The organism is Micromonospora echinofusca (assembly GCF_900091445.1).
Lineage (GTDB): Bacteria > Actinomycetota > Actinomycetes > Mycobacteriales > Micromonosporaceae > Micromonospora > Micromonospora echinofusca.
In genome coordinates this window covers 5,319,393-5,331,895 of record NZ_LT607733.1, presented here as the reverse complement: position 1 = coordinate 5,331,895, position 12,503 = coordinate 5,319,393, and the positions used below count along the sequence as shown (strand labels likewise).

Below are 12,503 nucleotides of genomic sequence, written 5' to 3'. Positions count from 1 at the left end.
CGGACCCCACGGATTCGTGGCGGCCGGTATGGTTCGCCCTACCGACGGTAATCGGGGAGGGTGGCGTTGGCCGAGAGTGTGGACCGGGACGCCAATCGTGCGCTGCGGGCGCGGTTCGACGAGGTGTACGGGGACTATCAACGACTCAGGTCCGGCCTGGACGAGCTACAGGTTCGGCTCGCCGAGCTGCGGGTGACCGAGCGCTCCGAGGACGGCCAGGTGACCGCCACCGCCGGGGCCCGGGGCGAGGTGATCTCGGTGGAGCTGCACCCGTCCGTCTTCAACGACCGGGACGCGAAGGCGTTGGGCCGCAAGATCACCGCCACCGTCCACCGGGCTGGCGCCGCGGCGGTCGCCGCCACCCAGGAACTCGTGGCCGGTTACCTGCCCGCCGGCTCCGGGGCGACGGACTTCCTGCGTACGGGTGACTTCGGGTCGCTGCTGGGCCGCGCCGACGCCGTGCTGCGCCGGAGCGAATGATGGACGGTCAGCTCTGGCTCGACCCGCAGCGCGCCCGGCGTGGGGGCGCCGACCTCTCGTTGTCCGGCGAGGCGATCACGGCGCGTCGCCGCCAGGCGGGCGGTGCCATCGCGGCAGCGAGCGGCCGGTCGCCGTGGGGAAAGGACGACATCGGGGCCGCCTTCGAGCAGAAGTACCGCGGCTTCGAGGAGTTGGTCCTGCGCACGTGGGAGGGGATCGGCCGGCACGTGGAGGGCCTCGGTGCCGATGTGGTCCGGTCGGTGGACGCGAACCTGCGGACGGACGCGGCGAGTGCGGGTCGGTTCGGGCGTGTCGGTGACCGGCAGCAGCAGCGTTGATCTGCTGAGGAGTTTCGGATGAGTGTGTTGCCGAGCCCCATTCCGCATCCGCTGGACTACTCGCCGTGGCAGTTGCCGGGCTGGGTCTACGAGGCCCTCGACTGGGTGATCGGTGTGGAGTGGCCGGAGGGCAACGAGCGGGCGGTCTGGGAACTCGCCGATCAGTGGTATGCGGTGGCGACCGTCCTGGCGGGGCCGAGGGCTGACGCGGTGGCTGCCGCCCGTGAGGTGCGTGACGGCTACGGCGGTGTCGGGGCGGTGGCCGCCGCCTTCGACAGCGCCTGGCGGCGGGTGGCGGAGGGCGATGAGGCGCCGTTGCCGGTGCTGCTGGCGGTCAGCGCCGAGCTGGGTCGGCTGGTGGAGGAGTGCGGCTGCGACATCGAGGGTGCCAAGCTCGAGGTCTGGATCGAGTTGGGCATCCTGGTGGTCGAGTTGCTGGCGCTGGCCGTCGCGGCGGTGCTCACGGCGGGTGCGGCGTCGCCCGCCGCTGGGGCGGCGATCGCGGCCACCAGGTTGATCGTGCAGCAGATCTTCAAGCGGCTGATGGCGCAGCTTGCCCGCAAGTCGATCAGGCAGGGGTTGAAGGAGGCCGGTGAGCGGGCCGCGAAGGAGGTCACGAGGGGCGGTGTGCGGGGGTTCAGCCGGCGGGCGGCGTTGAGCGGTGTGTCGGAGGCGGCCGAGGAGGGCGGCATCAACCTTGCCACGCAGGCGTATCAGAACTCGACGGGTCGTCGGCACGGGCTGGACGTGACGGAGTTGGGTGCTACGGCGCTCGGCGGTATGGCCGGTGGGGCGGTGGCGCCGCTGGCGGGTCTGGGGCGGCATGCGACCGGTCGGGGTGCCCGGGTCGGGGAGCACTTTGGCCGCGAGATGGCCGGTGAGGTGATGGCCGACCAGGCCGCGAGCCTGGCTACGGGCCAGGGGCTGACCTCGATGGAGGACGCCGCCCGTGCGGCCGCGTCCGGGGTCCGGGGTTCCGCCACCGCGCAGGCCGACGCGGCGTTGCAGGCACGGCTGAACGGCCAGCTCAGCGCCCTGGCCGGGATGCCGCTGACGTCGACGCAAGCTGGCGGGCTCTCGACGCCTCCCGAAGTGCCGGCAGCGGATGGGCCACCTGTCGTCATGCCCAGCGCGGGGGTGGGGCCGTCCGTTGTGGTGCCGGGTGTGGGCGTGGAGCCGCCGACTCCCGGGCCAGGGACATCGGCCGGTGCGCCGGTCGCCGACCAGCGAGGTGCGAGCGGCGTCGACACGGCACCACCGGCTCCGCCGTCGGGCGAGGCCCGGACGACGCCGACCGAATCCGCGACGACGATCGCCGCCCGCGCCGGAGACACGAACGCGCCATTGCCCGCTGGCGGTGTCGAACACGCCGGCGCGCACTCCCTGGCCACCTCGTCCGCGCTGCCGGAGTCAGCCCTGAGCCCCACCCTCTCCTCTGCCGCGACGGCGGCGCCCGTCCTCGGCGCCGGGGGCGTCCCGACCGCAGTGGACGGTCAGACGGTCAACGCCGGCAACGCCGCAGGTGGTGCCGGATCCGGCAACGCCGCGAACAGCGCTGCCTCGTGGCACACGTCAGCGTCGACGGCCCCGGCAAGCGGACCCAGCGTGGGGCCGGGCGCTCCGACTGTCGGGCCGCCCCCCGCCCTGTCGTTGCCCGAGCCGAGGACGGCCGCGTCCGTCCCCGGTGCGGGCCACGTTCCGCCGGCTGCGCCCGCCGCGCCCGCCGCCGAACGAGGCGCCGCCGGCACGGTGCCGGCACCGCCGCAGCCACCGACGCTGCCCACCCCCGATGCGGCGGCACCCGGGCGGGATCCACGCGTCCGCCCGGACACGTCGGTGACGGTCGGTGCGGATGGTTCGGCAGGCCCCCGGTTCAGGACCCCCGAGTGGTACGCGGAGCAGTGGGCCCTGGACCGGGAGGCCTTCGAGAGGCGGCGCTACCGCGGCTACTACGAATCCCAGCGAGCGTGGTTCGAGGACAAGCGTCGCTTCGACGAAGCCGCACGCCTCAGGGCACGCGCGGACGAGCACCATCAGGTGGCGCGGGACTTCGCCGCCCACGCCCTACACCTGCACCGCACGGGCCAGGCGCGCCAGGCTGACGGGTGGCAGCGGGCGGCGAACGACGAGATGCGGGCGTACGGGCAACACCTGGACTACGCGGAGGCCGTACTGGCCGGCGGCGTCGTGCCGTCCGTCGTGGGCGTCGTCGATCCCGCGGACTTCCGGCGGATCAACGACGACGTCGGGGACTTGGCGTACGGTGCCGTGGAGACCGTCGACCGCTCGGCGCTGACGGGCGACGACTACCCGCCGCCGATCGACCGGTCCCGGAACTACGGTCGGCCCGGCGGTCTGCGTCCGCCGCTGGCCCTGCACCAGACCGACATCGAGCGGCAGGTGCCCCGAGCACCCGACGGGAGCGTCCGGCGCACCGCCGACCCGCGAGTGGGTGGCTGGTTCGGGTTGGTCAACGACGGCGGGCCGCAGGCCGACCCGACCCGCGGCATCAACTGCATCGACTGCACCCTGTCGCTGTTCGACACCTGGATGCACGCCCGCCCCCGCGTCGCCGCGCCCCGCACCTTCGACGCCTACGTCGCGGGCGACGTCACGTGCCCCATCAACGGCGAACGCGACGGCATCGGGCGGGTGGAGGACATCACCGGAGGACGCTTCCAGCGCCTCTGCCAGCCGACCGAGGACGTCCAGGGTGTTGAGCGGCAGCGGGCCATCGACACGGGATACCGCAACCTCCACGACCAGCTCCGCCTCGGGGGCCACGGCAGCTTCGCCTTCGTCATCAACAACTGGGAACAGGGCGGCGCCCACATCTGGGTCGCCCTCAACCAGAACGGCACCATTCTCTACCTCGACCCGCAGACCGGGGCCGTTTCGACGGCGCCCCTGTACCGGCATCACGGCGTCCCGCATCCGCACAACGCCGTCGACACCGAAGTGCTGGTGATCGGCTCCGACGGCAGACCGATGCCGCTGGGCGGGCTGCGGCGGGGGCGGTTCAGCCAGCGACCGGACCTGCCGGAATACCCACCCGTCGAGACCGACCAGGGTTACGGCGAGATCTTCCTCAACCGCATGCACCTGCTCGATGGTCCCGGCGCGGCGCCGTCCGACGGGTCGATGCCATCGGGGCCCCCACGACAGTCCGACGAGGCGGGACCGGCCCCCGAACACAGCGACACACCGTCCGAGGACCTGCGGACGGCGCGGGAACGCGCGCAGGCGGAACGGGCGGGGAACCCGCTTGCCGTCGGCGCGATCCTGGCCGCAGAGCCCGACCTGGAACGGGTCTTCGCGGCCGGCGTGACGTCGGCCGAGGTGGCGGCCGGCGTAGACCCCTCGGCACTCCGGCGACTCGTGCCGCAACTTGACGACGCGGGCGCTGAAGACGTGGCACGGCTGTTTGCGGATCCACGCGTGCGGCGGATGCTGGACGAGACGTGGCGGCAGCCGCCCAAGGACGAGCCGATGTTGGCCGAGAACCTCGTCCGACGACTGGTACAGCGGCCCGACCTTGCACGGATGGTTTTGGGTACACCCGAGCTGCTGAATTCGTTGACCGCCAGGCCGCTGACGATGCTCAATCTAGCTGGACAGCAGCGGGCGATCGACGTCCTCGGCTTCGTGCTCAGTGACATCGATCGGCGAGGCACAGCGGCTGTCATCGGAGAAGGCGTCGCCTCCCCACGGCCTGCGGAACTGACCGATGCGCAGCGACTACTGAGTGAACGTGTGGCGGCTCGAGGGCATTCGCCCGTGCAGATGGGCTTCGACACGACGAGGCGTCACGACGATGACTATCGGTGGGCTTTCGTGCAGCGTCTCTTTGTCGAGTCGACGGAGGCCCAGCGGGAGTTGAACCGGCTGGCGACTAGTCTGGCCGCTGGCGTAGGCAGGCCAGGCTGGCGCGCCAAGCCGAAGGGTGTAGATCGAGTGAAGGACAAGCTTGTCGAGTACGAAAACGACGCGTCCCGGCTCAAGGACCTGGCAGCGGCAAAGGTGGAGTTCCATCGACTCGAAGATCTCTACAACGCCTTGGACCAGTTGGATCGAGACCCCAAGGTGGTGATCGCTGGTATCAAGGATCGCTTCCTCAGGCCAATGCGCAGCGGGTACCGCGACATCCTTGTCAATCTCCGCATGCCTAACGGGCACGTTGCTGAACTCCGTCTGCATCTTGCCGCCATCGACGAGGTTGCCGAGTGGGAACATCCGCTATACGAGGTCCGGCGAGATCTTGAGGCGCTCGCAGAAGCGCAGAACCGACCGCTCACCCCGATGGAGCAAGCCGTGCGGCGTGGGCTGAACCGCGAAGGCCAGGCCGCCTACTGGCGAGCGATGGGCGACGAGCGGAACGGGGCGTGACTGTTGTGGAACTTCCTCCTGGCGTCGATGTCCCGGCCTTCTACAGCTACTACGAATCCCCGGTCAAGATCGTCGGAACGGGCGAAGGGGCTGTCGCTGCCTGGCGTTTGTCCAAGGACACGGGCGGCTGGGTTGAGGCAGACCGCCTCGTGGGCATCCTGCTCAGTGGCGAAAGCGACGAGGTTGAAGAGTTGACCCGTGAAGAGTTCATCCAACTTACTGAACATGACCGTGGCTACTACCTGCGCGGCGAGGGCCCTGTCTTCGCCCTGTACGAAACAGTACGGGCGATCCAGGACGAAGTGGCCCGCGAAAGGCGTTACCCTACGCCGACGGAACTTGCCTTGATCACCGGAATTCAGCGCAGGACGTTCGTCATGTTCGAGGAGCAACTCCAGCAATCGGGCGATCCGGCTGCTGATCCTGGCCTGGGTGCGGAAAACCAGGCATAGTGCCTTCTCCCGGGGCCGGCTCCTCGCCTCTGCGCTGAGGTGCGGCGAGCCGCGCGGCACTCGCTACGGGCCCTGCCGCCATCAACGGTGTCACGACTTCGCCTGATGGCGCACCTGACGGAGCTGGACCGGCCTCGTTCCTGCGGACGGTGCCTGGCGAGGACGCGCCGAAGCGCCGCAGCGCATGGGCCGCCCCGGGGGGTCTGCGGTCGTGCAGGGCGCGGAACCGGGTCGGGTTGCCGGGCCGGAATACCATGGCGAAATGGCTGAATCAGACAATGGGCAGAAGTCGTCCGGCCCGGGGAGGTGGCAGTCCAACGCCTGGGCGTGGCCGGTCGGCCTCATGCTCGGTCTGGTCATCGGCCTGGCAGCCCTGGACGGAGCCTCCGGTGTGGCAATCGGTGTCGCCATGGGCGTCGCCTTCGCCGTGGCCCTGGGAGCCGGCAGCACCCAGGACGACGACAGCGATGACGACGACAGCGATGACGAGGACAGCGCCGACAGCGAGGACGACGACAGTAAGGACGCCGTCAGCGATCCCGGCAGCGAGGACGACGACGGGCAGAACGTTCACGAGCAGGGCGCCGAGCGGCAGAGAGTCAGCCCGGAGGGTGCCGGGACGCCGGGTACCGACGGGCAGGGCGCCGACAGGTCGCGTACCGACGGGCCGTCGTGACGTCGGGCGAACCCGTCGCCGTGCGGGTGGGGACGACCGGGGCGCCGGACCCTCGGACGGTCGTGCCGGGCAGCGTGGCGGAGGCGCTGGCCGTACAGGAGCGGTTGCGGCCGCTGGTGGATCTGGTCGGGCCCGGTCCGGCCGAGCCCGCGACGGTGGCCGGCCTGGACGTGGCGTACGCCGAGAGCGGTGACCGGCTCGCGGCGGCCGTGACCGTGCTGGACGCCCGGACCCTCGCGGTGGTCGACTCGGCGGTGAGCGTGGGCCGGCCCGCGTTCGCGTACGTCCCGGGGCTCTTCGCCTTCCGCGAGCTGCCCGCGCTGCTCGACGCGCTCGACCGGCTGACCGTGCGGCCCGAGCTGCTGGTCTGCGACGGACACGGGCTGGCCCATCCGCGCCGGTTCGGGCTCGCCTGTCACCTGGGCGTGGTGACCGGCCTGCCGGCGATCGGGGTGGGCAAGACGCCGCTACTCGGCGAGTGGATGCCGCCGGACGACCGGCGGGGGGCGTGGGCGCCGCTGCGCGACGGGGACGAGATCGTGGGTCGGGTGCTACGTACCCGCGACGGCGTGAAGCCGGTCTTCGTCAGCGTCGGCCACCGGATGAGCCTCGACGACGCGACCGCGCGGGTGCTGGCGTTGACGCCGCGCTACCGGCTGCCGGAGACCACCCGTACCGCCGACCGGTTCTGCCGGGACGCCCTGGCCGCCGCCGGAGCGGCCGCCCGCGCCGCCTGAAGCCGCCACCGGTTCCGGCGACCCGGCCCGAAGGCCGCGTGACAGTCTCGCCGCCGGCCAGGTACGCGGACCGGGCCGCCGGGTAATACGGCGCACATCCGGAGCACTCTATGACCGGGCCCTGACAGGCCCCGGTAGTAGCCTGACCGGCGGACCCCCGTCGGGGGAGGAACGGCGAGGTGATCATGGCGGTACGTCGGCACGCGGCGCGGCTCGCGACGGTCTGCACGTTGCTGAGCGGCCTGGTGGCGCTCGGCGCGACGCCGGCGCTCGCCGATGGCGACTCGGTCCGGGTGCGTTCGGCGGGCAGCTTCACCGCCGGCGGTTCCGCCGGAGGCGTCTCGATCGAGGTGCGCAAGCGCAGCGACGGCTGCGTGCTGCTGCGTACCGCCGTGGGGCTGCGCCTGGCCGGCCTGCGCGCCGACCAGGCCAGCGTGCAGGTCAACGTGGGCGGACGCTGGTTCCCGGTGCCGCTCACGGGGGGTCGCGGCAGCGCCGCGACGTCGGCCACCTCACCGCTGAACCCGAGGCTCTGCAAGGGCAAGGGCATCACGGTGCGCTACCGGGTGGCGTTCGCCGCGGAGGCGCCGGCCGGTCGGCTGACCGTGAGCGGCGTGGCCAGCGACGCGCTCGGGCGGGCCCTGGGCCGGGGCGCCGAGGCGTCCCGGGTGGTCGGCGGCCGGGCGTCGGCCTCGCCGACGCCGAAGCCCTCGAAGAAGCCGTCGCCGACCCCGAGCGCGACCGCCACCGAGGTGCGGGCCGGCGCGGAGGACCCGAGCCTGGCCGCCGGCGCCGGCCGGGGCGCCGGCGCCGGGGCCGTCAGCAACGCCGCCGAGGAGGAGTCCTCCGGCGGTTCGGTGGTCATGTTCTTCGGCATCGCGATGGTCGCCGTCGGGATCCTGCTCATCGTCCTGCTCTTCCGCCGCTCCCGGGCGGACAAGGAGCCGGCCGGCGACCCGGGCCACGTCCCGCTGCCCCGCAACCCCGGCGGCACCACCTACCGCTCCGGGCAGGGCCCGACCGTCGCTCCCGGTTCGCCCGGTCAGGTGTACGGCCAGCAACCTCCCGCCCCCGGCCTGTACGGCGGCACGCCCGCGCCGCGCCCGGCCGGCGGCGTGTACGGCAGCCGCCCGACGCCGGAGGCCACCCAGGTGGTGCCCGGCGCGCCCGCCTCCCCGCCCGTGTCGGCCCCGCCCGCCAGCCCCAGGTCGGCGCCCCCGGCACCGGCGCAGTACGGCCCACCGGCAGCACCGGGACAGTACGGCCCACCGGCGGCACCCGGGGAATACGGCCAGCCGCCGGCCGCGGGGCAGTACGGCCAGCCGCCCGCCGCGCCGTCCGGTCAGGGCGGGCCGAGTGATCCGCCGACCTCCACGCCGCCCGGTCAACGCAAGCCTGGCGACCCGCCGCCGGAGGCCGGCGGTGGCGACCACACCGTGTTCATGCCCCGGCTCCCCGGCTGAGCCGGGGAGCGCAGCGCCCCTCCGATACGCTCAGGCCGTTGACGACCTGCGGCGCAAGGAGCGAGACCGGTGTCTGATCTGTCCCAGATCGTGAAGGCCTACGACGTCCGTGGGACGGTGCCGGACCAGTGGGACGAGCGCGCCGCCGAGGCCCTCGGCGCGGCCTTCGCGCAGGTGCTGAACGGCTTCGGCGAGCAGGACGGGGAAGTGCTCGTCGCGCACGACATGCGGGCCACCGGTCCGGGTCTGGCCGCCGCCTTCGCCGCTGGCGTACGCGCCGAGGGTCGCGGGGTCATCGAGCTGGGCCTCGCCTCGACCGACATGCTCTACTACGCCTCCGGCGCGCTGGGGCTGCCCGGCGCGATGTTCACGGCCAGCCACAACCCGGCGCAGTACAACGGCATCAAGATGTGTCGCTCCGGGGCCCGCCCGATCGGGCAGGACACCGGGCTGGCCGAGATCCGCGAGCGGGCGCAGGCCCTGCTGGACAAGGACGAGGCCCGCCCGGCCGACGCGTCGGTCGCGCCGGCCGAGCGCCGCGACCTGCTGGCCGACTACGCGGCGTACCTGCGGCAGCTGGTCGACCTCTCCGGCATCCGCCCGCTGAAGGTGGTCGTCGACGCCGGCAACGGCATGGGCGGCTACACCGTTCCGGCCGTGCTCGGCGACACCGTCCTGCCGGCGCTGCCGCTGGAGATCGTGCCGCTCTACTTCGAGCTGGACGGCACCTTCCCCAACCACGAGGCCAACCCGCTGGACCCGGCCAACCTGGTCGACCTCCAGCGCGCGGTGATCGAGCACGGCGCCGAGATCGGCCTGGCGTTCGACGGCGACGCCGACCGCTGCTTCGTGGTGGACGAGCGGGGCGAGCCGGTCTCCCCGTCGGCGATCACCGCCCTGGTGGCGGCCCGCGAGCTGGCCAAGCACCCCGGCTCGACGGTGATCCACAACCTGATCACCTCCAGGGCGGTGCCGGAGATCATTCGCGAGCACGGCGGCGAGCCGGTCGTCGCGCGTGTCGGGCACTCCTTCATCAAGGCGGAGATGGCCCGCACGAACGCGATCTTCGGCGGCGAGCACTCGGCCCACTACTACTTCCGCGATTTCTGGTTCGCCGACACCGGCATGCTGGCCGCGCTGCACACGCTGGCCGCCCTGGGCGAGCAGTCGCTGCCGCTGTCCGTGCTGGCCGCCGAGTACGAGCGCTACGTCGCCTCCGGCGAGATCAACTCGACGGTGGCCGACCAGGCCGCCAAGGTGGCCGAGGTGCGGGCCGCGTACCCGCAGGCCGACGCCGACGAGCTGGACGGGCTGACCCTGCGCTTCCCGGACGGCGCGTGGTTCAATCTGCGCGCCTCCAACACCGAGCCGCTGCTGCGGCTCAACGTCGAGGCCCCGACCCGGGAGCGGATGACCGCCCTCCGCGACGAGGTGCTCGACCGGGTTCGCCGATAAGATCGCCTGCGCCGGTCGGCACCGTCGATCGGTGAAACCGCATACGTGGAAGGAGCCGCGCCGTGGCCCTGGACCCGCAGTTGCTGGAAATCCTCGCCTGTCCGGACACGCATCACGCCCCGCTCGACTACGACGCGCAGGCGCAGACGCTGACCTGCACCGAGTGCGGCCGGATCTTCGAGGTCCGCGACGACGTGCCGGTGCTGCTCCTGGACGAGGCGCGCGGCCCCGCGGAGCAGTCATGATCGACGGTACGGCCGGGGTCAGCGGCCGCCGCGAGCCCGACGAGGCACTCCTCGACGACCCGGCCGCGCTGGCCGAGCACGACCCGGGCGGCATGCTGCGGCACACCGCCTCCGCCGGGGCGCAGGTCCGCGAGACGGCCGCCCTGGCCGCCGAGGCCAACCTCCAGGTGCTCGCCGACGAGGGCCGCCCGCGAGCGGTCGTCATCGCGGGCATCGGCACCGCCGGGCGTACGGGCGACGTGCTGGCCACCGTGGCCGGGCCGCGCTGCCCGGTGCCGGTCATCCCGCACCGCAGCGCCGGCGTGCCCGGCTGGGTGGGCGCCGCCGACGTGGTGATCGCCGTCAGCGCCTCCGGTCGCAGCCCCGAGGCGCTGGGCGCCGCCGAGGCCGCGCACCGGCGGGGCGCCCGGCTGGTCGCCGTCGGCGCGCCCGACTCGCAGTTGCAGTCCGTGGCGGAGCGGGCCCGGGCGCCGTTCATCCCGGTGCCCCGGCGCGCCCCGGCCCGGGCCAGCCTCTGGGCGCTCACCGTGCCGGTCCTGCTCGCCGCCCGTACGCTCGGCCTCGTGAAGGTCAACGAGGCGGACCTGGCGGAGACCGCGGCCCGGCTGGACGCGGACGCCGACCGCTGCCGCCCGACGGCCGAGTCCTTCGTCAACCCGGCGAAGTCGCTGGCCCTGGGCCTGGCCGGCTCGGTGCCGATCGTCTGGGGCTCGTCGCCGCTGGCGACCGTCGCGGCCCGCCGCTTCGGCGACACCCTGTCCGCCAACGCCCGCTACCCGGTGGTCAGCGGTGCGCTCGGCGAGGCGGGGCGCGGCCGGGTCGGCCTGCTCGACGGCGTCTTCGGCGGCCTGGCGGAGGGGGAGCGGGACATCTTCGCCGACCCCGACGAGGAGGAGCCGTCGGGCACCCGGCTGCGGTTGGTCCTGCTGCGCGACGGCGGGCTGAATCCGGAGGACGACGCCGACGAGCCGCTCGACGTCGAGGAGCGCCGCGCGGACGCGGTGCAGACCCTCGCCGAGCGGCGGGGCGTGCGCTGCGACGTGGTGACCGCCGAGGGCGGCTCCGCGCTGGAACGGCTCGCCTCGCTGGTCGCCGTGCCGGACTTCGCCTCGATCTACCTCGCCCTGGCACACGGACTGGACCCGATGGCCGTACCGGCCATCACCGAAATGAAGGAGCTGGCAAACCAGTGAGCGATAGCAGGGAACGGGCCGAGCGGCGCACCGCGCCGACGCCCGGCGGGGCCGCGCGACGCGACGGAGCGACCGCGTGAGCGCCAACGGTGGTACGAAGGCGATCGTCGCCGCCCTGCTGGCCAACGCCGGCATCGCCGTCACCAAGTTCGTCGCGTTCCTGCTGACCGGATCGTCGTCGATGCTGGCGGAGTCGATCCACTCGGTCGCCGACTCCGGCAACCAGGGTCTGCTGCTGCTCGGTGGGCGGCGGGCCAAGCGCGCGGCCACCCCGCAGCACCCCTTCGGCTACGGCCGGGAGCGCTACATCTACGCGTTCATCGTGTCCATCGTGCTGTTCAGCGTCGGTGGCCTGTTCGCCCTCTACGAGGCGTACCACAAGTGGTCGCACAAGGAGGGCATCACCTCGTGGCACTGGGTGCCGGTCGCGGTGCTGGTGGCGGCGATCATCATGGAGACGTTCTCCTTCCGTACCGCCATCAAGGAGTCCAACCTCGTCCGGGGCAACCAGTCCTGGGTGAGGTTCGTGCGCCGGGCCAAGGCCCCGGAGCTGCCGGTGGTGCTGCTGGAGGACCTGGGCGCGCTGGTCGGTCTTGTCTTCGCGCTCTTCGGCGTCGGCATGACGCTGATCACCGGCAACGGCCGGTGGGACGCGGTCGGCACCGCGATGATCGGTGTGCTGCTGGTGGCGATCGCGATCATCCTCGCCATCGAGACCAAGAGCCTGCTGCTCGGCGAGGGCGCCGAGGCGCAGGACGTCGCGGCGATCGAGAAGGCGGTCACCGACGGGCCTGAGTTCGAGCGGATCATCCACATGAAGACGCTCTACCTCGGTCCCGAGGAGCTGATGGTGGCCGCCAAGGTCGCCGTGCCGGCGGGCGTCACCGCGGAGGTGCTGGCCGGCAGCATCAACACGGTCGAGACCCGGATCCGCTCCGCTGTGCCGACGGCCCGGGTGATCTACCTGGAGCCGGACATCTACAGCGTCGCCGCCGAGCGGGCGGGTGCCGGCGCGGCGTCGTCCGCCGCGGCGGGGGCCGAGTCGGGTGAGGCCGCCGGGCGGCCCGGGAGCTGACCG

At 72.8% G+C, this 12,503-nt stretch carries 11 protein-coding genes; all 11 read left to right on the top strand.

The window, feature by feature from the left end:
- Nucleotides 1-60 precede the first annotated feature (60 nt).
- Nucleotides 61-480, top strand: coding sequence for a YbaB/EbfC family nucleoid-associated protein (locus GA0070610_RS22635; protein WP_231925779.1), 420 nt, complete (start codon nucleotides 61-63; stop codon nucleotides 478-480).
- Nucleotides 480-818 carry a hypothetical protein gene (locus GA0070610_RS22630; protein WP_231925778.1) on the top strand — a complete coding sequence of 113 codons (339 nt, stop codon included), beginning with the start codon at nucleotides 480-482 and terminating at the stop codon, nucleotides 816-818. The genes GA0070610_RS22635 and GA0070610_RS22630 overlap by 1 nt, the downstream gene beginning before the upstream one ends.
- An 18-nt stretch (nucleotides 819-836) precedes the next feature.
- A complete protein-coding gene (locus tag GA0070610_RS22625; protein ID WP_089001907.1) occupies nucleotides 837-5,204 on the top strand; it encodes a toxin glutamine deamidase domain-containing protein in 4,368 nt (1,455 codons plus the stop codon).
- On the top strand, nucleotides 5,201-5,656 hold the full coding sequence (locus GA0070610_RS22620; protein ID WP_231925777.1) for a hypothetical protein: 456 nt from the start codon (nucleotides 5,201-5,203) through the stop codon (nucleotides 5,654-5,656). Before GA0070610_RS22625 ends, GA0070610_RS22620 begins: the two co-directional genes overlap by 4 nt.
- A 343-nt stretch (nucleotides 5,657-5,999) precedes the next feature.
- Nucleotides 6,000-6,332: a hypothetical protein gene (locus tag GA0070610_RS22615; protein ID WP_157747212.1), complete on the top strand. Its 333-nt coding sequence runs from the start codon at nucleotides 6,000-6,002 to the stop codon at nucleotides 6,330-6,332.
- A gap of 26 nt (nucleotides 6,333-6,358) precedes the next feature.
- Nucleotides 6,359-7,069, top strand: coding sequence for a deoxyribonuclease V (gene nfi, locus GA0070610_RS22610; RefSeq protein ID WP_089003670.1), 711 nt, complete (start codon nucleotides 6,359-6,361; stop codon nucleotides 7,067-7,069).
- 185 nt (nucleotides 7,070-7,254) lie between these two features.
- The gene (locus GA0070610_RS22605) at nucleotides 7,255-8,532 is read left to right on the top strand and encodes a hypothetical protein (protein ID WP_197697764.1); all 1,278 of its coding nucleotides are present in this window, start codon (nucleotides 7,255-7,257) and stop codon (nucleotides 8,530-8,532) included.
- A 69-nt stretch (nucleotides 8,533-8,601) separates the two neighbouring features.
- On the top strand, nucleotides 8,602-9,987 hold the full coding sequence (locus GA0070610_RS22600) for a phosphomannomutase/phosphoglucomutase (RefSeq protein WP_089001905.1): 1,386 nt from the start codon (nucleotides 8,602-8,604) through the stop codon (nucleotides 9,985-9,987).
- A 62-nt stretch (nucleotides 9,988-10,049) separates the two neighbouring features.
- On the top strand, nucleotides 10,050-10,232 hold the full coding sequence (locus GA0070610_RS22595) for a Trm112 family protein (protein WP_089001904.1): 183 nt from the start codon (nucleotides 10,050-10,052) through the stop codon (nucleotides 10,230-10,232).
- On the top strand, nucleotides 10,229-11,425 hold the full coding sequence (locus GA0070610_RS22590; RefSeq protein WP_089001903.1) for an SIS domain-containing protein: 1,197 nt from the start codon (nucleotides 10,229-10,231) through the stop codon (nucleotides 11,423-11,425). Before GA0070610_RS22595 ends, GA0070610_RS22590 begins: the two co-directional genes overlap by 4 nt.
- A 76-nt stretch (nucleotides 11,426-11,501) precedes the next feature.
- Nucleotides 11,502-12,500 (top strand): cation diffusion facilitator family transporter, encoded by a 999-nt coding sequence (locus tag GA0070610_RS22585; protein WP_089001902.1) that lies wholly within the window; start codon nucleotides 11,502-11,504, stop codon nucleotides 12,498-12,500.
- Nucleotides 12,501-12,503 lie beyond the last annotated feature (3 nt).

What these genes read in the sequence shown, in the direction of transcription:
- GA0070610_RS22605 (WP_197697764.1), top strand. Translation starts at nt 7,255, where the DNA reads ATGGCGGTACGTCGGCACGCGGCGCGGCTCGCGACGGTCTGCACGTTG.
- GA0070610_RS22625 (WP_089001907.1), top strand. Translation starts at nt 837, where the DNA reads ATGAGTGTGTTGCCGAGCCCCATTCCGCATCCGCTGGACTACTCGCCG.
- GA0070610_RS22630 (WP_231925778.1), top strand. Translation starts at nt 480, where the DNA reads ATGGACGGTCAGCTCTGGCTCGACCCGCAGCGCGCCCGGCGTGGGGGC.
- GA0070610_RS22615 (WP_157747212.1), top strand. Translation starts at nt 6,000, where the DNA reads ATGCTCGGTCTGGTCATCGGCCTGGCAGCCCTGGACGGAGCCTCCGGT.
- GA0070610_RS22590 (WP_089001903.1), top strand. Translation starts at nt 10,229, where the DNA reads ATGATCGACGGTACGGCCGGGGTCAGCGGCCGCCGCGAGCCCGACGAG.